The following is a 21,729-nucleotide window of genomic DNA, read 5'->3' on the forward strand; positions in this document are numbered from 1 at the left end:
CCGACCGCCTGTGCCGACATCCGACACGTGACTAGATTGGGACCCATGAAGCTCGAGCTCCGCGGCATCACCAAACGGTTCGGCGCACTCACCGCCAACGACCACATCGACCTCACCGTCGAACCGGGGGAGATCCACTGTCTCCTCGGCGAGAACGGTGCCGGCAAGTCCACCCTCATGAACGTCCTGTACGGCCTGTATCAGGCCGACGAGGGCGAGATCCTCCTGGACGACGTCGTCCAGCACTTCCAGGGCCCTGGCGACGCCATGGGCGCAGGCATCGGCATGGTGCACCAGCACTTCATGCTCATCCCCGTCTTCACCGTCGCCGAGAACGTCATGCTCGGCCACGAGCAGACCAAGGGCGGTGGCCGCCTCGACGTTGCCGCGGCCCGCAAGCTCGTCATCGACATCTCCGAGCGGTTCGGCTTCAGCCTCGATCCGGACGCCATCGTCGGCGACCTCCCGGTCGGGGTGCAGCAGCGCGTCGAGATCGTCAAGGCGCTGTCCCGCAACGCCAACGTCCTCGTCTTCGACGAGCCCACCGCCGTGCTCACGCCGCAGGAGACGGACGAGCTCATGGCGATCATGAAGCAGCTCAAGGAGGAGGGGACGTCCATCGTCTTCATCACCCACAAGCTGCGCGAGGTCCGCGAAGTCGCCGACCGCATCACCGTCATCCGCCTCGGCAAGGTCGTCGGCGAGGCCTCGCCCACCGCGACGAACGCCGAGCTGGCGTCCCTCATGGTCGGGCGTCCCGTCGAACTCACGGTCCACAAGGAGGCGCCGAACCTCGGCGACACCACCTTCACCGTGCAGGACCTGTCCGTCGTCGACCACCTCGGCCAGCTCGTCGTCAACGGCGTCAGCTTCGAGGTGCGCGAGGGCGAGGTGCTCGCCATCGCCGGCGTGCAGGGCAACGGACAGACCGAGCTCACCGAGGCGATCCTCGGGCTGCAGCCGCACACCAAGGGCAGCATCAAGCTCGACGGCGTCGAACTCGTCGGGTCCACCCCACGGAAGGTGCTCGACGCCGGCGTCGGGTTCGTGCCCGAGGACCGGTCCGAGGACGGGCTCGTCAAACAGTTCACCATCGCCGAGAACCTCATGCTGGACCGATCGACCGGTGCGCCCTTCGTGAAGGGCGGCAACGTCCAGCGGGGGTTCCGCGACGAGTTCGCCCGCGAGAAGTCGCAGGAGTTCGACGTCCGGTCGCAGGGCATCGAATCGCCGGCAGGCTCCCTGTCCGGTGGCAACCAGCAGAAGGTCGTCCTCGCCCGTGAGCTCAGCCGTGAGCTGCGACTGTTCGTCGCCGCACAGCCGACCCGCGGCATCGACGTCGGCTCGATCGAGTTCGTGCACAAGCGCATCGTCGCCACGCGCGACGCAGGCATCCCCGTCATCGTCGTGTCGACCGAGCTCGACGAGGTCGTCGCGCTCGCCGACCGCATCGCCGTCATGTACCGCGGCGGCATCGTTGGGATCGTCCCGGCATCGACCCCCAGAGAGGTCCTCGGCCTCATGATGGCCGGCGAACTCCCGGCAGGAGCAGCAGCATGAGCGAGACGTCCCACACCCCGCCCGGAACGGTCCAGCCGGTGGCACCGGGTGAGGCGAAGCCCGACACGACCCAGCCGCGCTCGAACAAGGTGCTCGCCGAGATCCTCAACTCGAGCATCGTCATCTCGATCCTCGCCGTCGTCCTGGCGATGGTCGTCGGTGCGATCCTCATCGCGCTGACCGATCCGAAGGTCCACACCGCCGCCGGGTACTTCTTCGCGCGCCCGGGTGACACCATCGCGGCGGTCTGGCAGTCGGCGACCGGTGCGTACGGCGCGCTCTTCCAGGGGTCGATCTACAACTTCAAGCGCCCGGACTTCCTGAACGGCATCCGCCCGCTGACGGAGACGCTGACCTTCGCGACCCCGCTGATCCTCGCCGGACTCGGTGTCGGCCTGGCGTTCCGGGTCGGCATGTTCAACATCGGTGGGCGTGGTCAGATGCTCATCGCCGCCGCCTGCGCCGGATGGGTCGGCTTCACGCTCGACCTCCCGCCCGTGGTGCACCTGCTCGTCGCGATCGCCGCCGGCATCATCGGTGGCGCGTTCTGGGGCGGCATCGTCGGTGTCCTGAAGGCCCGCACCGGTGCGCACGAGGTGATCATCACGATCATGCTCAACTACGTCGCGTTCTACCTCATCACCTTCATGCTCTCCACGCAGGGGCTGTTGCAGGCTCCCGGCTCGAATGTGCCGAAGAGTGCTGCGATGGCACCGAACGCGGTGTTGCCGAAGCTCCTCGGTGACCGCTACAACCTGCACGCCGGCTTCCTCATCGCGATCCTCGCGGTCGTGTTCGTGTGGTGGTTGTTCAGCCGGTCGTCGATCGGGTTCCGCTTCCGAGCGGTCGGAGAGAACCCGAACGCCGCGCGCGTCGCGGGTATCGACGTGAAGAACACCTACGTGTACGCCATGCTGCTCTCCGGCGGACTGATCGGTCTCGCCGGCGTCTCGCAGGTGCTCGGAACGGTGACCTCCGGGTTCGACAACGGCATCGACGCCGGCATCGGCTTCGACGCCATCACCGTCGCGCTGCTCGGACGCAGCCGGCCGGGCGGCATCCTCATCGCCGGCATCCTGTTCGGTGCGCTCAAGGCCGGCGGGTACTCCATGCAGGCCACCCAGGGCGTGAACGTGCCGATCGACATCGTGCTCGTCCTCCAGGCGCTCATCGTGCTGTTCATCGCGGCTCCGCCGCTCGTGCGGGCGATCTTCTTCCTGCCGAAGCCCGACGGTTCGACGCGCCGAACGCGTCGCTCCGCCAAGAAGGAGGTGTCCGCATGAGTGGATTCACGCTCGACAAGCAGACGCCGCAGCCGGCTCCCGACGCCCCGATCGTCCTCGAGACGGTCGTCGTCCGCAGCTGGAAGGCTCCGATCGCGTTCGGGATCTTCACCGTCATCGCGTTCCTGTTGTTCGTCATCTGGCACCGCGACGGCAACAGCACGTTCCGGCTCTCCAGTGACGGCGACGTCATCCAACTGCCGACGGTCGTGCTCCCGTCCACGGCCACCGGCATCGTCGTCACGATCCTCCTGGCCGCCACCGCGGCGCTGAGCGCGTACCTCGTCACCACGGGCAAGAAGATCCCGCTCTGGCTCATCACCGTGTTCGGGGTGCTGTTCATGGTCGGGTTCCTGTCGTGGGCCGCCGCGGGCAAGGCGATCCCGATCACCGGGCTCCTGCTCGGCACGGTCGCGCTGAGCGTCCCGCTCATCTTCGGCGCGCTCGGCGGCGTCATCTCCGAGCGGGTCGGCGTCGTGAACATCGCGATCGAGGGACAGCTGCTCGCCGGCGCGTTCTCGTCCGCCTTCGTCGCCTCGGTGACGGGGAACGCCTTCCTCGGGCTCGTCGCGGCGATGATCGCCGGGACGCTCGTGAGCTTCCTGCTCGCGGCGTTCTCGATCAAGTACCTCGTCGACCAGGTCATCGTCGGTGTCGTGCTCAACGTCCTCGTCGTCGGCTTGACGAGCTTCCTGTACTCGCAGGTGCTCACGAAGAACGAGGCGCTCTTCAACAGCCCGCCGAAGTTCCCCCGGATCAACATCCCGATCCTCAGCGAGATCCCGCTCATCGGACCCGTGCTGTTCCGCCAGACGATCATCATCTACCTGATGTACATCGCCGTGGCCGTGGTGTTCTTCTGCCTGTTCTACACGCGCTGGGGCCTCCGCCTGCGCGCCGTGGGGGAGCACCCGCAGGCGGCCGACACCGTGGGCATCAACGTGAACCGGACGCGCTTCTGGAACGTCGCGCTCGCGGGCGCGATCGTCGGCCTCGGTGGGGCCTACTTCACCCTGGGCTCGGTCGGTGCGTTCAACAAGGAGATGACGGCGGGTGCCGGCTACATCGCACTCGCGGCGGTCATCTTCGGACGCTGGGACCCGCTCAAGGCGACCCTCGCCGCGCTGCTGTTCGGCTTCACGCAGAACCTCCAGTTCGCGCTGAGCGCCATCGGCTCCCCGGTGCCGAGCGCGTTCATGCTCATGCTGCCGTACGTCGTGACGATCTTCGCGGTCGCCGGACTCGTCGGCATCTCCCGCGGACCGGCGGCCGCCGGCAAGCCCTACGTGAAGGGCTGACCGTGAGCGACACGACGACCACGCCACCCGTCGACTGGGAGGCGCTGCACACCGCGGCCCGGGAGGCGATGGGTCACGCCTACGTGCCCTACAGCCGTTTCCCGGTCGGCGCGGCTGCCCTCGTGGACGACGGCCGGATCATCTCCGGCTGCAACGTCGAGAACGCCAGCTACGGTCTGACGCTGTGCGCCGAGTGCGCGCTCGTCTCCGCGCTCCACATGTCGGGCGGAGGACGCCTCGTGGCGTTCGCCTGCGTCGACGGCAAGGGCGAACGCCTCATGCCGTGCGGCCGTTGCCGACAGCTGCTGTACGAACACTCGACGGCGGGCATGCTGCTCGACACCGTCTCCGGCATCCGCACCATCGACGAGGTCCTGCCGGACGCTTTCGGACCACGTCAACTCGAGGAGTACCACGCATGAGTTCCGTAGAAGCATTCGACGTCGTCGACCTCATCCGCACGAAGCGCGACCGCGGTGAGCTGTCGACGCCGGAGGTCGACTGGCTGATCGACGCCTTCACCCGGGGCTACGTCGCCGACGAGCAGATGTCGGCGCTGGCGATGGCGATCCTGCTGAACGGCATGGAGCGGCGCGAGATCCGCGACCTCACGATGGCGATGATCGCGAGCGGTGAGCGGATGAGCTTCGCGTCGCTCGACAAGCCGACCTCGGACAAGCACTCGACCGGCGGCGTGGGCGACAAGATCACCCTGCCGCTCGCCCCGCTCGTCGCCGTGTTCGGCGTCGCGGTGCCGCAGCTGTCGGGCCGCGGGCTCGGGCACACGGGTGGGACGCTCGACAAGCTCGAGAGCATCCCGGGATGGCGCGCGGCGCTGACGAACGACGAGATGATGGCGCAGCTGGCGGACGTCGGCGCGGTCATCTGCGCCGCCGGTTCCGGTCTCGCCCCGGCGGACAAGCGCCTGTACGCCCTGCGCGACACGACGGGCACGGTCGAGGCGATCCCGCTCATCGCGTCGAGCATCATGTCGAAGAAGATCGCCGAAGGCACCGGGGCGCTCGTCCTCGACGTCAAGTTCGGCTCCGGCGCCTTCATGCAGGACTACGAGCGCGCCGAGGAACTGGCGCGCACGATGGTCGCGCTCGGGACGGACGCCGGTGTGGCGACGACCGCGCTGTTGACGGACATGAACGTCCCGCTCGGCCTCGCGATCGGCAACGCGAACGAGGTGCGCGAGTCCGTCGAGGTCCTGGCGGGTGGTGGTCCGGCGGACGTCGTCGAGCTGACGCTCGCCCTCGCGCGGGAGATGCTGACCCTCGCCGGGCAGCCGGACGCGGACGTCGAGGGCGCCCTCGCGGACGGTCGGGCCATGGACGTCTGGAAGCGCATGATCCGCGCACAGGACGGCGACCCGGACGCACCGCTGCCGGTCGCCAAGGAGACGCACGTCGTCACGGCGTCGCGCGACGGCGTGCTGGCGACGCAGGAGGCACTGCCGTTCGGCATCGCGGCCTGGCGCCTCGGTGCCGGTCGGGCCAGGCAGCAGGACCCGGTCATCCACGCGGCGGGCATCGACCTGCACGCGAAGCCGGGTGACGAGGTCCGGGCCGGACAGCCGCTCTTCACGCTGAGCGCCGACGACGCCGCCCGCTTCCCGCGGGCGCTCGAGGCTCTCGAGGGTGCCTACACGATCGAGGACACCGCGCCACCGCGCGGCCCCATCGTCCGGGCCCGCATCGAGGCCTGACAGCCGCAGACGCTCAGTCCGTCGCCCGGTCCTCGAGGCGACGGACTGAGCCATGTCGCAGGATGCGCGTGAGCGGTACAGTGAACCCCGTGACCTCTGCAGACGAATCCCCCCTCTCCGGCGTCGACCTCCGCGCGCTCCCGAAGATCTCGCTCCACGACCACCTCGACGGTGGTGTGCGGCCGGCCACGATCATCGAGCTGGCCGAGGCAATCGGTGTCGACGTCCCCGTGTCGGACCCCGACGGCCTGGCCGACTGGTTCTACACGCAGTGCAACGCCGGCTCGCTCGTCGAGTACCTCAAGACCTTCGACCTCAGCACCGCGGTCATGCAGACGGAGGAGGGGCTCGTCCGCATCGCGCGCGAGTTCGTCCAGGACCTCGCTGCGGACGGCGTCATCTACGGCGAGGTGCGCTGGGCTCCCGAGCAGCACCTCACCCGCGGCCTCAGCCTCGACGCGGTCGTCGAGGCCGTCCAGGAGGGTATCGAGCTCGGTGTCAAGGACGCGGCCCACTCCGGCTCCGACATCCAGATCGGCCAGCTCGTCACGGCCATGCGGCACGCCGACCGCGCGCTCGAGATCGCGGAGCTCGCCGTGCGCCATCGCGAGCGCGGCGTGGTCGGGTTCGACATCGCCGGCGCCGAGGCGGGTTTCCCCGCCAGCAAGCACCGCCTGGCGTTCGACTACCTGGCGGCCGAGCTGTTCCCCGTGACCGTCCACGCGGGGGAGGCCGACGGCATCGAGTCGATCCGGAGCGCCCTGCTCGACGGCCGTGCGTTGCGACTCGGCCACGGTGTCCGCATCGCCGAGGACATCTTCATCGAGCGCGACGACGCCGAGTCCCTCTACGCCACGCTCGGTCCCGTCGCGGAGTGGGTCCGCGACCGCAAGATCCCCTTGGAGCTCAGCCCGCAGTCGAACCTGCAGACCGGAGCCATCGCGGCCTGGGGCGAGGAGCTCGAGGACCACCCGTTCGACCTGCTCTACCAGCTCGACTTCGCCGTCACGGTCAACGTCGACAACCGCACCATGAGCGACACGAGCCTGACGAAGGAGCTCGCGCTCCTCTCCGAGGCGTTCGACTACGACCTGACCGACCTGGAGACCTTCCAGCTGAACGCCGCCGCCGCGACGTTCCAGCCGTTGGAGATCCGCGAGGCCTTGGCGGACCGCATCTCGGAGGCGTTCGACGAGTTCCTCGACGACGACGAGGACTGACGATGTCGGCAGGTGCTGTTCCGGCGACCGCCTGGGCGGCACCTGCGCGGCAGGCTTCCAGCCTCGGAGCGTTACGATGGTTCCGATCCACTCGGGTCGACCGATCCTCTGATTGAAGCGATGCCACTCCCAGAACTGTCCGAAGCCAGCGTCGCGCTCCACGTCGATGCCGACGACTGGCGCGAGGCGATCCGCGTAGCCGGAGCGCTGCTGTCCGACACCCGCGCGACCGACGTCGCGTACACGCAACGGATGATCGACGTCGTCGAGGAGTTCGGCGCGTACGTCGTGATCGCGCCGGGCCTGGCGCTCGCGCACGCCCGACCGGGTGCCGACGTCCACGAGGACGCCCTCGTCGTCGCGACCCTCGCTGCTCCGGTGCGGTTCGGCCACCCCCACAACGACCCCGTCTCGGTGGTCCTCGGCCTCGCGGTCACCACCGCTGAGTCACACGTGGGTTGGGTGGCGGAGATCGCCAACGTCTTCAACGACGAGACCGCCATCCCGCGGCTCGCTGCGGCCACGACGCTCGACGAGGTGCGAGCCGTGTTCGGTGCGTCGCCGCTGTCCGGCGGAGGCCAGGCATGAAGATCGTCGCCGTCTGCGGTTCGGGAGTCGGCTCCTCGGCCATCCTCAAGCTCAACGCCGAACGCGCGCTCGAACGCGTCGACCTCGAGGCCGACGTCGTCGCCGGCGACATCGAGAGCCTCGGCACCACCGCGGCCGACGCCCAGGTGATCCTGACCTCGCCGGAGCTCGTCGAGCGCATCGGCAAGACCTTCGCCGACGTCGTCGTCATCGACAACTACTTCGACCTCGCCGAACTCACCGAGAAGCTCGAACGCGCCATCGGCTGAGTGGTGTGCGCCCCGGTCTCCGGGCCGCATACCACCGGGCGCCGAGCCCGTCGAGGGGCTAGGAGACGAGCGCCGTGAGGTCCGTCCGCAGAGCGGCGAGCCGTGCGGTGACCGTGGCCGCCCGCTCGGCGGCGTCGCCGTCGGCGGACTGGACGTCGACGTACACCTTGAGCTTCGGCTCCGTGCCGCTCGGCCGGATCATGACCCTGGTGCCGTCGTCGAGCCAGACGCGCAGGACGTCGCTCGGCGGGAGCGCCTCGAACCCGTCGGCGAGGTCGTCGATCCGGGTCACCCGAGCTCCCGCGAGCTCCGTCGGCGGGAGCGCCCGCAGCCCGGCCATGACCTCGCCGATGCGGCTGAGTTCGGTGTAGCGGATGGAGATCTGGTCGCTGCCGAAGGAGCCGAAGGTGTCCGCGAACCGGTCGAGGAGCCCCGCGACGCTCTCGCCCGCCTGCGCCGACGCCGTCGCGAGACCGAGGAACGCGACGGCGGCCGAGATGCCGTCCTTGTCGCGCACGGTCCCGGGGTTCACGAGGTAGCCGAGGGCCTCCTCGAAACCGAAGAGCATGCCCGGCGTCCGGGAGATCCACTTGAACCCGGTGAGCGTCTCGCGGAACTCGAGGCCGTGCGCCTCGGCGACGAGGCGCAGGGCGGGGGAGGAGACGATCGAGCACGCGAGCGTGCCCTCGGGAGCCGCATCGCCGTCGAGTGCGGCACTGGCGGCCTGGGCGGCCCGCCAGCCGAGGAGGAGACCGACCTCGTTGCCGGTGAGTCGACGGAACCCCGCCGCGTCGTCGGGGATCGCGATCGCCAGGCGGTCGGCATCGGGGTCGTTGGCGATGATGAGGTCTGCGCCGACTGCTCGCGCCGTCGCGAAGGACAGGTCGAGTGCGCCCGGCTCCTCCGGGTTCGGGAAGCTGACGGTCCGGAAGGTGGGATCGGGATCGATCTGCTCGGCGACGAGTTCCGGTGCCGGATACCCGGCGGTCTCGAGGACGCGTCGGGTCGTCTCCCAACCCACGCCGTGCATGGCCGTATAGACGACGCGCAGCTGGCCGCCCGCCGGGGCGGGAGCGACGGCTGCGGTCTCGGCGACATAGGCGTCGACGACGTCCTCGCCCGCGATCTCGAACCCGTCGCTGCGCGGGAGGTCCTGGACGAGCGCCGTCTCGGCGATGCGCCCGATGTGGGCGGCGATGGCCGCGTCGGCGGGGGAGACGATCTGGGACCCGTGGTGCTCGCCGCCCAGGTACACCTTGTAGCCGTTGTCGGCGGGCGGATTGTGACTCGCGGTCACCATGACGCCGGCCGAGGCGTCGAAGAACCGCACGGCGAACGCGAGGACGGGCGTCGGCAGGAGCCGTGGCAGCAGGATGGCACGGACACCGGCACCGGCCATCAGCTCGGCGGTGTCGCCGGCGAACACGGCGGAGTTCTTCCGGCCGTCGTAGCCGATGACGACGCTCGGCGTCACGCCTTCCGGTGCCTGCTCGAGCAGGTAGGCGGCGAGTCCGGCCGCGGCCTGCGACACGAGGACCCGGTTCATCCGGTTGGAACCGGCCTCGATGCGTCCGCGGAGCCCGGCCGTGCCGAACTGCAGACGGGTGTCGAAGCGGTCGTGCAGTTCTGCGACAGCCACGTCGTCGCACACGCGGGCGCGTTCGACGAGGCCTGCCAGTTCGGCCCGGGTCTCGTCGTCGGGATCCTGGGCGAGCCAGGCCTCGGCGGTCGCGAGCAGGCTCGTCGCCTCGCTCACAGGGCCGCGACGATCTGCGCGAGGAGCTTGCTGATCACCGGCTCGGCCGCCTGGCCGGCCTCGATGACCTCGGCATGGCTGAGCGGTGTCTGCTGGATGCCGGCGGCGAGGTTCGTGATGAGCGACATCCCGAGGACCTCCATGCCGGCCTGACGTGCGGCGATCGCCTCGAGCGCGGTCGACATGCCGACGATGTGACCACCGATCGCCTTCGCCATCTGGACCTCGGCCGGGGTCTCGTAGTGCGGACCGCGGAACTGCGTGTAGACGCCTTCGTCGAGCTCCGGAGCGACGCTGTGCGCGATGTCCCGCAGCCGCTTGGCGTAGAGGTCGGTGAGGTCGATGAAGGTCGCACCTTCGAGCGGCGAGTCGGCAGTGAGGTTGATGTGGTCGCTGATCAGCACGGGCGTCCCCGGCGTCCAGTGGTCCTTGATGCCGCCGGCGCCGTTCGTCAGCACCATGATGCGGGCACCGGCAGCCGCAGCCGTCCGGACGCTGTGCACGACGCGGCGGACACCGTGGTTCTCGTAGTAGTGCGTCCGGGCGCCGATGACGAGCGCACGCTTGCCGCTCGGGAGCAGGATCGAGCGCAGGGTGCCCACGTGGCCCTCGAGCGCCGGCTTCGAGAACCCGACGATCTCCGAGGCCGGGATCGTCGCCGTCGTCTCACCGATCAGGTCGGCCGCCTTGCCCCAGCCACTGCCGAGTGTGAGCGCGATGTCGTGGTGTTCCACGCCGGTCTTCTCGGCGATCTGGCCGGCGGCTTCGCGGGCGATCTCGAAGGGATCGACGTCGGACAGATCGAGTGGATTCGCAGAGGTTTCGGACATCCTCTCACTCTAGACAGGGGTGGGGCCGCCGCCCAACCGTGCCGACCCCGCTCATCCGCGCACGATCCCGGCCGCCGCAGGCCCGAACGGGTTTGGTCCCGCCCCTGGTGGCGCGCGAGAATGGAGGCATGGCCTACGAGTTCGAACGCAAGCAGCGAGTGGCGATCATCGGAGGCGGACCCGGCGGGTACGAGGCTGCCCTCGCCGGGGCGCAGCTCGGGGCCGACGTCACGCTCGTGGAGCGTTCGGGCGTCGGCGGAGCGGCCGTCATCACCGACGTCGTCCCGTCCAAGAGCCTCATCGCCACGGCCGACGCCGTCGGGGCCATCGGCGAGGCCGCCGACCTCGGTGTGCAGTTCTTCGTCCGCTCGGAGACCACCGGCAAGCCCAGCCGTCCCGAGGTCGCGGTGAACCTCGCTGCCGTCAACAAGCGACTGCTCGGACTGGCCCGCCAGCAGTCCGAGGACATGCGGGCGAGTCTCATCCGTGCCGGTGTCCGCATCGTCAACGGTCAGGGGCGGCTCGACGGACCGAATGAGGTCATCGTCTCGACCGACCTGTCCGCCGGCACCGACTTCGACCGCATCGAAGCCGACACCGTCGTCGTCTCCGTCGGCGCGAGCCCACGCCAGTTGCCCTCCGCCTTGCCGGACGGCGAGCGCATCCTCACCTGGACGCAGCTCTACAACCTCACCTCCGTCCCCGAGCACCTCATCGTCGTCGGCTCGGGCGTCACCGGCGCCGAGTTCGCCTCCGCCTACACTGCGCTCGGCTCCAAGGTCACGCTCATCTCGAGCCGCGACCAGGTGCTGCCCGGTGAGGACGCCGATGCGGCGGCGGTCATCGAGAACGTCTTCAAGCGCAACGGCATGACGGTCCTGTCGAAGTCGCGGGCCGACTCCGTCACCCGGACCGAGACCGGCGTCGTCGCCACGCTCTCCGACGGCCGCACGGTCGAGGGGTCGCACTGTCTCATGGCGGTCGGTTCGGTGCCCAACACCGCCGGGATCGGCCTCGAGGAGGCCGGCGTGCAGCTGACCGATTCCGGACACATCCGCGTCAACCGGGTGGCGCGCACGAGCGTCCCCAACATCTACGCAGCCGGTGACTGCACGACCTTCCTGCCGCTCGCGTCCGTCGCGTCGATGCAGGGTCGCACCTCGATGCTGCACGCGATGGGCGACGCGGTGAACCCGACCGAGATCCGCAACGTCGCCGCGAACATCTTCACGCAGCCCGAGATCGCGACCGTGGGCTGGACCCAGAAGCAGATCGAGGACGGCATCGCCCAGGGTGAGATCTACAAGCTGCCGCTCGCCCAGAACCCGCGCGCGAAGATGATGGGCATCAAGGACGGCTTCGTCAAGCTGTTCGCGCGGACCGGCAGCGGGACGGTCATCGGCGGGGTCATCGTCGCCCCGAAGGCCAGCGAGCTCATCTTCCCGCTCGCCCTCGCGGTCGAGCAGCGGCTGAACGTCGACCAGGTCGCGCGTGCCTTCACGGTCTACCCGTCACTCACCGGGTCGATCACCGACGCGGCGCGCGCCATGCACATCGTCGAATAGACGTCGTCCTCGTCGAACCATCGCCGAGGAGCTGGACGTCACCGATCGCGGTTCGCGAGCACGATGCGCGCGACGGCGACCCGCGAGCGCACGCCCCAGGCGTGGAAGACGGCGCTGAGATGCTTCTCGACGGTCTTGCGGGAGATGCCGAGGGCCGTCGCGATCTCGTCGTTGGACAGTCCGTCCGCGACGAGTTCGGTGAGGTCCCGCTGTCGGGGCGTGAGCGGTGCGGTCGGGACGGGGACGGCGGTCAACGGCAGTGTGGCCGGGAGCCGTGAGGGGAGCTGGCGGCGGGACACGATCCCGAACGCGGCGAGCACCCGGGTGACGTGCGCGTCGACCGTACGCGAGGAGAGCTGGAGGACGGACGCGATCTCCGCCGTCGAGTTGCCCTCCGCGGAGAGCAGGGCGACCTCGCGTTCGCGCGGCGACAGTCCGTCCCAACCGGATCCCGCGACCGGCGCGAGACGTCGACCGATCGCCTTCAGCTCCCGGGCGGCGGAGCGGGTCGCGGCGGTGTGTCCGCCGCGGACCGCCTGCTCGGCGAGTGCGGCCAACTCGCGGACGGCCTGCGTCCGGTCGGACATGGCGATCAGGGCGCGCGTCGCGAGGATCTCGCCGATCCCGGCTTCCAGCATGCGGCCGTCGGCCAACGCGCGGGTGGTCGCCGTGCGCGCGAGCGCCAGCGCCTCGGCGGGGCGCCCACGGAGGAGTTCGAGCTTGCACTGCATCCGGAGGATGGCCGGCCCGGGGACCCTGCGGTCGACGTCGGCGGCGATGAAGTCGATGAGGCGTTCCGATTCGACGATGTCGCGGTCGAGGAACGCGCTCGAGACCAGCAGTTCGATCGCGAGGGCCCGGTCCTGGACGGACAGGCCGCTGAAGTCGTTCCCCGAAGCGCTGCGGGCGAGGGCCGCGGCGCCGTGGTCGTCCGCGAGGGCTGCGAGACCGTAGCCGACGAGGAGGTAGCACGTCGTCTGGAAGGCGCCCGTGGGTTCGGGGATGGCCTGACGGACGCGGCGCGCGAGCGTCCTGGTCGCCCCCTGCTCGGCACGGTTCCCGGCGACGAGGCACTGCACGGCCTCCGCGTACAGCGCGGTCGGTCCGCTCCCGGCCCGCTCGAACATCGCGAGCGCGGCGGCCTCGGCCTCGGCGACGCGTCCCTCGTTGAGCAGGAGGCGGGCGAGGACCCCGTCGACGAGTGTCCGGTACAAGCGCCCCGGGGTGGCGGCGATGTCGTCGGCGAACGCGTCGGCGAAGCGCCGGGCGGCGTGGATCAGGACGTTGACGACGGCACCCTCGACGAGCAGGTACCCGACGAGCCAGGCGAGGGTCGGTTCGAGGTCCCCGCCGTCGTCGACGAGGGCGTCCGCCTCCGCGAAGCACCCCTCCAGCTCCGAGCCGGACGAGCGGTCCGACCCGAGGGCCAGCCCGGCGGCTCCGAGCACGAGCAGGCGGGTCGTCCGGTCGGAGTCCGTCGAGGCGGCGAGCGCGTCCACCGCGTCCCGGCGACAACCCGCGAAGTCGGCGGTGGTGAACCGGGCGTAGGACAGGAGGGCGAGGACGCGGGGATCGGACGCAGCGCCGGGCTCCGCCTCGAGCAGTGCGATCGCACCGGCGGCGTCGAAGTCCGCCACACGATCCAACGCATCTTCGAGGAGGTCGGCTGCTGACACCTGCTCAGCGTATCGTCGCCGGGTCCGATGCGACGCCCGAAGGCGCCGGTCGGGTCAGCTGATGGTGAGGAGCTGGTGACCTGACGAGACCGTGGCACCGACCGTCGCGTCGATCGCGCCGACCGTGCCGTCCTTGTGCGCCGTGATGGGCTGTTCCATCTTCATCGCCTCGAGGACGACGACGAGGTCGCCCTTCACGACGACATCGCCCTCGGCGACCGCGAGCTTCACGATGGTCGCCTGCATGGGCGCCGAGACGGAGTCGCCCGTCGCACCCGAGACCACCGCTGCACCACCGCGGCGGTGCGGAGCGGGAGCGGCGACCGGCGCACCGACGTTCAGTCCCAGCTGTCCGCCCGGAAGGCTGACCTCGAGACGCTTGCCGCCGACCTCGACGACCACCGTCGAGCGGGCAGCGGGTGCCTGCTGCGCATCGATGGATCCGTCCCAGGCCTCGATGTCGTTGACGAACTCCGTCTCGATCCATCGGGTGTAGACGCCGAAGGTGCCGTCCTCCGCGGTGAACGCGGGGTCGCGGACGATCTTGCGGTGGAAGGGGATGACGGTGGGGAGGCCTGCTACCTCGAACTCGTCGAGTGCGCGACGGCTCCGTTCGAGCGCCTCCTCGCGGGTACGTCCCGTGACGATGATCTTGCCGAGGAGCGAGTCGAACGCGCCTGAGATCGTGTCGCCGGCCGTGACACCGGAGTCGAGCCGGACACCGGGGCCGCCGAAGGTCTTGAACACGTGGATCGGGCCCGGCTGCGGGAGGAAGCCGCGTCCCGGGTCCTCGCCGTTGATGCGGAACTCGAAGGAGTGGCCGCTCGGCTGCGGGTCGTCGTAGTCGAGGACACCGCCTTCGGCGAGACGGAACTGCTCGCGGACGAGGTCGATGCCGGTGACCTCCTCGGAGACCGGGTGCTCGACCTGCAGGCGGGTGTTGACCTCGAGGAAGGAGACGGTGCCGTCCTTGCCGATGAGGAACTCGCAGGTGCCGGCACCGAGGTAGCCGACCTCCTTGAGGATCGCCTTCGACGCGCGGTAGAGCTCCGCCACCTGGTCGTCCGAGAGGAAGGGCGCCGGTGCCTCTTCGACGAGTTTCTGGTGGCGACGCTGCAGTGAGCAGTCTCGGGTGGAGACGACGACCACGTTGCCGTGCGCATCGGCGAGGCACTGCGTCTCGACATGGCGTGGCTGGTCGAGGTACTTCTCGACGAAGCACTCGCCCCTGCCGAACGCTGCGATGGCCTCGCGGGTGGCCGACTCGAAGAGCTCGGCGACCTCCTCGCGCTCACGGGCGACCTTCAGGCCGCGACCGCCGCCGCCGAACGCCGCCTTGATGGCGACGGGCAGGCCGTGGACGTCGACGAAGTCGAGCACCTCCTCGGCACCCGATACGGGGTTGAGCGTGCCGGGGGCCAGCGGAGCGCCCACCTTCTCGGCCACGTGGCGGGCGGAGACCTTGTCGCCGAGCCGTTCGATGGCCTCGGGCGACGGGCCGATCCAGATGAGCCCTGCGGCCATGACGGCACGCGCGAAGTCCGCGTTCTCGGCGAGGAAGCCGTAGCCCGGGTGGACGGCGTCGGCGCCGGACCGTCGGGCGATGGACAGGAGCTTGTCGATGACGAGGTACGTCTCCGCGCTCGTCGTCCCGTCGAGGGCGTAGGCCTCGTCGGCGAGACGGGCGTGCATGGCGTCGCGATCCTGGTCGGCGTAGACGGCGACGGAGGCGATCCCGCTGTCCTTCGCGGCTCGGATGACGCGGACGGCGATCTCGCCACGGTTGGCGATGAGGACCTTGGTTATACGTGGCACAGTCCACGAGCCTACCGGGAGGCCCGGGTGAGCCTTTGGCTCACACGCACAAAAAAGCCGCAGGAACGACGTGTCGCCTCTACAAGGACCGGTCGTCAGAGGGCGCCGCGCCGGTTGCGCAGCTCGTGCCAGTCGTGTCCCAGCGTGCGGACGAGACGCCGCAGGGTCGGGAGCGAGAGGCCGACGACGGTCGACGGATCACCCTCGATGCGGGTGATGAAGGCGGCGCCCAGACTGTCGATCGTGAAGGCACCCGCGACCGCGAGGGGTTCCCCCGATGCGACGTAGGCGTCGATCTCGGCGTCGTCGAGGTCGTCGGCGAAGGACACCTCGGCGCTTGCGACCGCGCCGATCCCGACCGGCGAGGCGCCGGTGCAGTCGATGAGCCAGTGACCGGAGTACAGGGTCCCCGTCCTCCCGCGCTGGGCGTGCCAGCGTTCGCGGGCGCGCTCGGGTGTGTGGGGCTTGCCGTGGACGACGCCGTCGAGGACGAAGACCGAGTCGCCGCCGAGGATGAGGTCGGCCGCTTCGCCGCGTTCGCGCACGACGGCCAGAGCGGCTTCCGCCTTCGCACGGGCGAGGAGTGCCACCACCTCGTCGGGGGCGAGCGGTGCACCCGCGGCGAGGGTCGCGTCGTCGACGGCCCGTTCCTCGTCGACCGACGACGGGACGACGATCGGCTCGATGCCACTCGACCGCAGCAGGGCGAGTCTGGCCGGTGACGTGGAGGCGAGCGTGAGGCGCATGACGGTTCCTTCTGCAGTGGACGGTGGACTCCCCACAGCCGCCCGTGTGACATGCTCGACGCATGAGCACGACGACTGCACGCACCGTGGAACTGGACATCACCAACGTAGCCCACGGGGGTGTCTTCGTCGCCCGGCACGAGGGCCGGGTGGTCTTCGTCCCCGACACGCTCCCCGGCGAGCGCGTGCGGGCACGCATCGTCGACGAGAACGAGAAGCGCTTCTGGCGGGCGGAGACGCTGGAGGTCCTCACGCCGTCCGAGCACCGCCGTCCGCACGTCTGGGCCGAGGCCTCCGTCGACCGCGAGCCGAGCGAGCGGGCGGGAGGAGCGGAGTTCGGACACATCGACCTCGCCCACCAGCGTGCGTTGAAGCACCAGGTCCTCGCTGAGGGGCTCGAGCGGTTCGCCGGAGTCGCTCCCGAGTTCACGGTCGCCGCGGTCGAGGGCGAGACGCCCGACGGCACCCGGTGGCGGACGCGGGTCTCCCTGCACGTCGACCAGCACGGCAACATCGGTCCCTACGCCTCGCGGTCCCACCACGTCGTCCCCGTCGACGACCTGCCGCTCGCGATCGAAGCGGTCGCTGGAGCGGCCAAGCTCGAGGAGTTGCCGGACGGCACCACGTCTATCGACATCGTCGCCTCCTCGACCGGGGCGGTCCGCGTCCTGACTCGTACGGACGAGGTCGGAGGCGGCGACCGCCGACGCGGTGGCGGGCGCGGTCGACGCGGGGGACCGAAGCCGGTCCGTCCCGCAGCAGACCCGATCCGCGAGCTCGTCGGCGAGCGCGAGTTCATCGTCGACGCGAACGGATTCTGGCAGGTACACCGTCAGGCTGCGACGACCCTCCAGCAGGCCGTGTCCGCGGCCATCGACGACGCACGCTTCGACCCGCGCGCCGCGAACCTCGACCTCTACGGCGGCGTCGGCCTCCTGGCCGCGGGCGTGGGGGACCGCTTCGGCGCGACCACCCGCATCACGACCGTGGAGAGTGACGAACGCGCCACCGAGTACGCGGGCGAGAACCTGTCCGAGTGGGTGGGCGCACAGGCCGTCACCGCGAAGGTCGACGCCTTCCTGCGGTCGGAGATCGCGACGGGCAGTCGGATCGAGCGGTCCCGGTACGCCACCGCGACCGTCGTGCTCGACCCGCCCCGCTCGGGCGCCGGCGCGGAGATCGTCGCCATGCTCGGCGAGCTGCGGCCCGCGTCGATCGTCTACGTCGCCTGCGACCCCATCGCGCTGTCCCGCGACGTCGCCCTCCTGGCGGAGCAGGGCTACGAGCTCGACCACCTCGCGGCCTACGACCTCTTCCCCAACACGCACCACCTCGAGGCCGTCGCGGGCTTCTCACGGACGGCTTGAGCGGGCCCGAGCCGACGGAGGCGACTCGCGATCCGGCCGTCGCGCCCGGCGGGTCCGTCACTCGCTACGATGGTGCCGTGGTGACCGTCGCAATCATTGATGATCACGAGTCCGTGCGGCTCGGGATCGAAGCGGTGTGTGCGCACGCCGGGTATCAGGTCGTGGCGAGTGCCCCGACCGCCGTCGAGTGCATCGCCGCGTTGAACGGTGTGGTGCCCGACGTGGTCGTCCTCGACCTCTCGCTCTCCGACGGCAGTACGCCGACCTCGAACATCCACGCGGTGCAGGCTGTGGGGGCACACGTCCTCATCCACTCGATCGCCGATCGGGTCGCACTGGTGCGCGAGGCGCTGGCCGCCGGAGCGTCCGGGGTGATCCCCAAGTCGTCGCCGACGGACACGGTCATCGCCGCCATCGGCACGGTGGCCCGTGGCGAGGCCCTGAACAACATCGAGTGGGCGAGTGCGATCGACGCCGACAGCGATTTCGCGCGAGCGCAGCTTGGTCGTCGCGAGCGCGACGTCCTGCACCTCTACGCGTCCGGCCTGCCGCTGAAGACCGTCGCCATGCAGCTCGGCATCGCCTACTCCACGGCCCGAGAGCACATCGACCGCATCCGGGTGAAGTACGTCGAGGTGGGGCGTCCGGCACCGACGAAGGTCGACCTGCTGCGCCGAGCGGTCGAGGACGGGATCCTCCCCGGCCTCGATCAAGGCGGGACGGATGTCTCCTAGCTTCCGGGCACCGACCAGGCATCCCGCGATCCCCGCGACCACGAGAGATGTCCAGGTTCAGCGCCGGATGCTGAACACCGCGAACTTCGAACGCCTCCTCGGCCGGTCGGTCGCGATCATCGGACTCGTCTTCGGACTGCAGACCGCGTTCACCACGCTCGGACAGGGCGTCCAGATCACCGGCTGGTTCGGCGTGGTCTACGTCTCGCTCGTCTTCGGGACGATGTTCGGCGCCATCATCTGCTGCCTCTTCCTGTGGCACCACCGCATCGCCTCCGGCGTCTTCGCCGCCGTGTTCTTCGTGGCCCTCCTCATCTGGCCGGCGGTGAACGCGCAGGCGTCGGCGGACATCAACCAGGAACCGTGGATCTGGTACCTCTGCACGATCGCCGTCGCGTTCGCCTGCATCCCGCTGCAGTTGCGGGGGGCCATCGTGTACCTCGTCGTGACCTCGGTCATGTACGGCGTCAACCGCGTCATCGACGCCGACTTCGCGCCGGCGTCCTTCGAGATCGGTGCGCTCGACGCTTCGTACGCGACGATCATCGGAGGGCTCATCGTCGTCCTCGTCGGGCTGTTCCGTGTGCTGGCCGGTCGGGTCGACATCGCAAGGGCGGCTGCCCTCGCCACCTACGACGCGGCCGTCAAGCAGCACGCCACGGAAGTGGAGCGCGTCGAGGTCGATTCGATCGTCCACGACAGCGTCCTCGCCTCCCTGCTCGCCGCGGATCGGGCGCTGACCCCGAAGTCGGAGGCGCTCGCCGTCATGATGGCGCGGGTCGCGATCGAACAGCTGGAGGGTGTCGGAGCGCCGATGACGAACGAGGACGAGGTCACCGGTCTCGCCGAACTCATCGAACGGCTGCGTGCGGCCGCGTCGATGCTCGGTGAACCGTTCTCCGTCACGGTCGAGGGGGCGTCCGGCCGGGTCCTGCCCGTCACGGTCGCGAACGCGGTCTACTGGGCGACGGTGCAGGCGATGGTCAACAGCGTCGAGCACGCGGGTTCGGGAGTGGCGCGGAGCCTGTCCATCGAGGGCACGGTCTCCGGCGGCGTCTGCGTCATCGTCGGCGACGACGGCGTCGGGTTCTGCCCCGAGCAGGTCGCCGAGGAGCGGCTCGGGCTGAAGGTCTCGATCGTCGAGCGGGTCGCCGCGGTCGGCGGACGCTCGACGGTGATCTCCCGTCCGGGTGAGGGTGCCGTGATCCGCATCGAGTGGTCACCGGAGCACGACTCGTGACCCCGGCACCGCGGTACGCCCTCGTCATCCTCGCCGCGCTGTTCTCGGCCTACCACCTGCTCCGCGCGGCGCTGACGCTCGAGACACCCCGCGACGTCGTCCCCGTCCTCATCGCGATGCTCGTCTACGCCGTCGCGAGCGTCCTGAGCCTCTGGCCGATGGGCACGACGCGCATGCCGTCGTGGCTCGCGAGCATCAACCTCGCGACCGCGATCGTCGTCCCGTTGCTCGTCACCAGCCAGCTCGACCCCACGCGGAACAACGGCTACGCCACCTGGCACGTCGCGTCGATCGGAACACTGATGACGATCACCGTGGTCCGGCAGCGGGAGGCGGTCGCCTACATCGGGATCGTCTTCCTCACGGTCCAGTCGCTCCTCTGGGCGGGTCCGGGACTGGCGCTCGGGATGGGTGTCACGGGCAGCCTGATCTGGGTCGTCCTCGCGAGTGTGCTCACCCGATCGATCGCCGGGGCGCAGCACGACGCCGAGCGCCTGACACAGGCGGAGCATGCGACCTCGGACTGGCAGGCTGCGCAGTACGCGCACGTGCACGAGCGGAGACGACGCCTCAGCCAGACGGGCCGACTGGCGACCCCGATGCTCCGTACGATCATCGCCAACGGCGGCAGGCTGTCGGTGGCCGATCGCACGGAGTGCCGGACGCTCGAGGCCAGTCTCCGCGACGAGATCCGTGGCCGCCACCTCCTGAGCGACCCGGTCCGGTCCGAGGTGCTCGCGGCCCGGCGGCGCGGCGCGATCGTGAACATGCTGGACGAAGGTGGCCTCGAGGAGCTGGACGCCGGCGTCCTCGACGCGATCCACGAGCAGATCGCCGAAGCGCTCGCCGCCTCGCACGCGACGCGCCTCATCGTGCGGAGCGTCCCGGACGACGAACGCGTCGCGGTGACCGTGGTCGGCCTGCGTGCGGTGCACCGGGAACCGGGCGTGGCTGCGGGTCCGGACGACGACGACGAGGAACTCGACGTCTGGCTCGAGATCCCGCGCGACGGCTCCCGTGCTGGCGTGGGTGCGGTCGGCGTGTCCGACGAGGACTGAACCGCTCCGACGAGGGCAGCGCCCGTCGACAGGCTCAGGGACCGAAACGGCGCGGACACACCTCCTCCGGTCACTGAGCTTGTCGAAGTGCCCACGAGGAACCCTTCGTCGGCGGGTTCAGAACGGTGCCGGGTCCGGTTCGGTCCGGTGGTGTTTCCCGTCGGGTGTCGTCCACTCGAGGACGCCGCCGGGACCATGGTCGAGGTCCCATCCGGGGAGATGCTTCATCCGATGGTGATGTCGACACAGGCAGGAGAGATTGCCGACATCCGTCGTCCCGCCGTCCTCCCACGCGACCGAATGATCGAGGTCGCACGCCCGAGCACGTCTCCCGCAGCCAGGTGCCCGACAGGTGCCGTCCCGCAGGCGCACCGCCCGTTGCAGGTCGGCCGGGACGCGGTACTGGTTGCGGCCGACGGAGAGGATCGCACCCGTCTCTGGCTGAATGAGGATCCGGGTGAAGCTGGGGGCGTTCACCGCGATACGTGCTGCGGTCTCCGGGTCGATGGGCCCGTAGCCGTCGAGGGTTGCCGGGGCCTCTGAGGCACCGGCCATGCTCAACGCCGGGACCGTGATCTGTACGGTCGGTTTGATGTGCTCCTGGACCTCGATCGGGTGCGGGAGGACCGGGCTCGACATCACGTCTTCCGGGGTTACGCCGGTGAGCGCGAGCGCCGCGAGGGCGTCCGCCTGCAGCTGGGCGCAGGTGCGGTTGTCACCGACCTTACGTGACTCCGCGGCGGCCGCTTCGACGCGCTCGAGGATGCCCTGCGCAATGGGTGCCGTCGTGAACAGGTGCACCCACGCCATGCCGTCCGCGGCGGGTTCGAACTCGACCCGGCGGTCCGCCTCGGACCGGACCGCTCTCGCAGTGATCGATTCCGGGTGCAGGCGCTCGCGCAGAACGCGGGCGCGCTTCCGGAGGTACGCATTGGTGGAGTGTTCCGCGACCGGCAGGACTTCCGCGAGGAACACCGCCCGCCCCGCGGTCGGCACGTCACTGAGCTGGTCGA

General features: G+C 69.9%; 19 protein-coding genes. 13 read left to right on the forward strand and 6 right to left on the reverse strand.

The genetic code is table 11. The features are described from left to right. Window positions 1–45 precede the first annotated feature (45 nt). The 8 genes from HOW07_RS18435 (at window position 46) to HOW07_RS18470 (ending at window position 7,929) form a co-directional block, all read left to right on the forward strand. The gene (locus HOW07_RS18435) at window positions 46–1,560 is read left to right on the forward strand and encodes an ABC transporter ATP-binding protein (protein ID WP_064294832.1); all 1,515 of its coding nucleotides are present in this window, start codon (window positions 46–48) and stop codon (window positions 1,558–1,560) included. After that, the gene (locus HOW07_RS18440; RefSeq protein WP_079002876.1) at window positions 1,557–2,843 is read left to right on the forward strand and encodes an ABC transporter permease; all 1,287 of its coding nucleotides are present in this window, start codon (window positions 1,557–1,559) and stop codon (window positions 2,841–2,843) included. The genes HOW07_RS18435 and HOW07_RS18440 overlap by 4 nt, the downstream gene beginning before the upstream one ends. Next, the gene (locus tag HOW07_RS18445; RefSeq protein ID WP_121291931.1) at window positions 2,840–4,141 is read left to right on the forward strand and encodes an ABC transporter permease; all 1,302 of its coding nucleotides are present in this window, start codon (window positions 2,840–2,842) and stop codon (window positions 4,139–4,141) included. The genes HOW07_RS18440 and HOW07_RS18445 overlap by 4 nt, the downstream gene beginning before the upstream one ends. 2 nt (window positions 4,142–4,143) lie before the next feature. Continuing rightward, window positions 4,144–4,563, forward strand: a complete 420-nt coding sequence (locus tag HOW07_RS18450; protein WP_064294834.1) for a cytidine deaminase — start codon at window positions 4,144–4,146, stop codon at window positions 4,561–4,563. Continuing rightward, complete coding sequence (locus HOW07_RS18455; RefSeq protein ID WP_175118196.1) at window positions 4,560–5,852, forward strand: thymidine phosphorylase; 1,293 nt, start codon at window positions 4,560–4,562, stop codon at window positions 5,850–5,852. Before HOW07_RS18450 ends, HOW07_RS18455 begins: the two co-directional genes overlap by 4 nt. A 62-nt stretch (window positions 5,853–5,914) precedes the next feature. After that, window positions 5,915–7,072 carry an adenosine deaminase gene (locus tag HOW07_RS18460; protein WP_064294836.1) on the forward strand — a complete coding sequence of 386 codons (1,158 nt, stop codon included), beginning with the start codon at window positions 5,915–5,917 and terminating at the stop codon, window positions 7,070–7,072. Window positions 7,073–7,192: 120 nt separating this feature from the next. Next, window positions 7,193–7,660, forward strand: a complete 468-nt coding sequence (locus HOW07_RS18465) for a PTS sugar transporter subunit IIA (RefSeq protein WP_064294837.1) — start codon at window positions 7,193–7,195, stop codon at window positions 7,658–7,660. Continuing rightward, a complete protein-coding gene (locus tag HOW07_RS18470) occupies window positions 7,657–7,929 on the forward strand; it encodes a PTS sugar transporter subunit IIB (RefSeq protein WP_175118198.1) in 273 nt (90 codons plus the stop codon). The genes HOW07_RS18465 and HOW07_RS18470 overlap by 4 nt, the downstream gene beginning before the upstream one ends. A gap of 58 nt (window positions 7,930–7,987) precedes the next feature. On the opposite strand, the gene HOW07_RS18475 is transcribed toward HOW07_RS18470, so the two are convergent. Further along, on the reverse strand, window positions 7,988–9,685 hold the full coding sequence (locus HOW07_RS18475; protein WP_175118200.1) for a phospho-sugar mutase: 1,698 nt from the start codon (window positions 9,683–9,685) through the stop codon (window positions 7,988–7,990). Beyond that, complete coding sequence (locus tag HOW07_RS18480) at window positions 9,682–10,515, reverse strand: purine-nucleoside phosphorylase (protein WP_079002872.1); 834 nt, start codon at window positions 10,513–10,515, stop codon at window positions 9,682–9,684. Before HOW07_RS18480 ends, HOW07_RS18475 begins: the two co-directional genes overlap by 4 nt. A 128-nt stretch (window positions 10,516–10,643) precedes the next feature. Here HOW07_RS18480 and HOW07_RS18485 point away from each other — a divergent pair, with 128 nt between their 5' ends. Further along, window positions 10,644–12,080: an NAD(P)H-quinone dehydrogenase gene (locus tag HOW07_RS18485; protein WP_079002871.1), complete on the forward strand. Its 1,437-nt coding sequence runs from the start codon at window positions 10,644–10,646 to the stop codon at window positions 12,078–12,080. A gap of 38 nt (window positions 12,081–12,118) precedes the next feature. Here the strand turns inward: HOW07_RS18485 and HOW07_RS19915 are convergent, their stop codons facing one another. The 3 genes from HOW07_RS19915 to HOW07_RS18500 form a co-directional block, all read right to left on the reverse strand. Next, window positions 12,119–13,756 carry a LuxR C-terminal-related transcriptional regulator gene (locus HOW07_RS19915; protein ID WP_175118202.1) on the reverse strand — a complete coding sequence of 546 codons (1,638 nt, stop codon included), beginning with the start codon at window positions 13,754–13,756 and terminating at the stop codon, window positions 12,119–12,121. A 54-nt stretch (window positions 13,757–13,810) separates the two neighbouring features. Next, on the reverse strand, window positions 13,811–15,571 hold the full coding sequence (locus HOW07_RS18495) for a biotin carboxylase N-terminal domain-containing protein (RefSeq protein ID WP_121291919.1): 1,761 nt from the start codon (window positions 15,569–15,571) through the stop codon (window positions 13,811–13,813). Between the two features lie 95 nt (window positions 15,572–15,666). After that, window positions 15,667–16,317 (reverse strand): nucleoside triphosphate pyrophosphatase, encoded by a 651-nt coding sequence (locus HOW07_RS18500; RefSeq protein WP_175118204.1) that lies wholly within the window; start codon window positions 16,315–16,317, stop codon window positions 15,667–15,669. A gap of 62 nt (window positions 16,318–16,379) precedes the next feature. Between HOW07_RS18500 and HOW07_RS18505 the strand changes: the two genes are divergently transcribed. From HOW07_RS18505 to HOW07_RS18520, 4 genes are all read left to right on the forward strand, one after another. Continuing rightward, window positions 16,380–17,684 carry a class I SAM-dependent RNA methyltransferase gene (locus HOW07_RS18505; protein WP_175118205.1) on the forward strand — a complete coding sequence of 435 codons (1,305 nt, stop codon included), beginning with the start codon at window positions 16,380–16,382 and terminating at the stop codon, window positions 17,682–17,684. Between the two features lie 77 nt (window positions 17,685–17,761). Beyond that, window positions 17,762–18,418, forward strand: a complete 657-nt coding sequence (locus HOW07_RS18510) for a response regulator transcription factor (protein WP_064294846.1) — start codon at window positions 17,762–17,764, stop codon at window positions 18,416–18,418. 67 nt (window positions 18,419–18,485) lie between these two features. Continuing rightward, window positions 18,486–19,658: a sensor histidine kinase gene (locus HOW07_RS18515; RefSeq protein WP_079002866.1), complete on the forward strand. Its 1,173-nt coding sequence runs from the start codon at window positions 18,486–18,488 to the stop codon at window positions 19,656–19,658. Beyond that, complete coding sequence (locus tag HOW07_RS18520) at window positions 19,655–20,716, forward strand: hypothetical protein (protein WP_175118207.1); 1,062 nt, start codon at window positions 19,655–19,657, stop codon at window positions 20,714–20,716. Before HOW07_RS18515 ends, HOW07_RS18520 begins: the two co-directional genes overlap by 4 nt. 117 nt (window positions 20,717–20,833) lie before the next feature. Here the strand turns inward: HOW07_RS18520 and HOW07_RS18525 are convergent. After that, the coding region (locus tag HOW07_RS18525) for an HNH endonuclease signature motif containing protein (protein ID WP_175118209.1) at window positions 20,834–21,729 on the reverse strand (896 nt) is incomplete at its 5' end.

Source organism: Plantibacter sp. MCCC 1A11337 (assembly GCF_013349365.1).
In the GTDB taxonomy this organism is placed as follows: Bacteria; Actinomycetota; Actinomycetes; order Actinomycetales; family Microbacteriaceae; genus Plantibacter; species Plantibacter flavus_A.

What these genes read in the sequence shown, in the direction of transcription:
- HOW07_RS18435 (WP_064294832.1), top strand. Translation starts at nt 46, where the DNA reads ATGAAGCTCGAGCTCCGCGGCATCACCAAACGGTTCGGCGCACTCACC.
- HOW07_RS18440 (WP_079002876.1), top strand. Translation starts at nt 1,557, where the DNA reads ATGAGCGAGACGTCCCACACCCCGCCCGGAACGGTCCAGCCGGTGGCA.
- HOW07_RS18445 (WP_121291931.1), top strand. Translation starts at nt 2,840, where the DNA reads ATGAGTGGATTCACGCTCGACAAGCAGACGCCGCAGCCGGCTCCCGAC.
- HOW07_RS18455 (WP_175118196.1), top strand. Translation starts at nt 4,560, where the DNA reads ATGAGTTCCGTAGAAGCATTCGACGTCGTCGACCTCATCCGCACGAAG.
- HOW07_RS18460 (WP_064294836.1), top strand. Translation starts at nt 5,915, where the DNA reads ATGCGCGTGAGCGGTACAGTGAACCCCGTGACCTCTGCAGACGAATCC.
- HOW07_RS18465 (WP_064294837.1), top strand. Translation starts at nt 7,193, where the DNA reads ATGCCACTCCCAGAACTGTCCGAAGCCAGCGTCGCGCTCCACGTCGAT.
- HOW07_RS18470 (WP_175118198.1), top strand. Translation starts at nt 7,657, where the DNA reads ATGAAGATCGTCGCCGTCTGCGGTTCGGGAGTCGGCTCCTCGGCCATC.
- HOW07_RS18480 (WP_079002872.1), bottom strand. Translation starts at nt 10,515, where the DNA reads ATGTCCGAAACCTCTGCGAATCCACTCGATCTGTCCGACGTCGATCCC.
- HOW07_RS18485 (WP_079002871.1), top strand. Translation starts at nt 10,644, where the DNA reads ATGGCCTACGAGTTCGAACGCAAGCAGCGAGTGGCGATCATCGGAGGC.
- HOW07_RS18500 (WP_175118204.1), bottom strand. Translation starts at nt 16,317, where the DNA reads ATGCGCCTCACGCTCGCCTCCACGTCACCGGCCAGACTCGCCCTGCTG.
- HOW07_RS18505 (WP_175118205.1), top strand. Translation starts at nt 16,380, where the DNA reads ATGAGCACGACGACTGCACGCACCGTGGAACTGGACATCACCAACGTA.
- HOW07_RS18515 (WP_079002866.1), top strand. Translation starts at nt 18,486, where the DNA reads ATGCTGAACACCGCGAACTTCGAACGCCTCCTCGGCCGGTCGGTCGCG.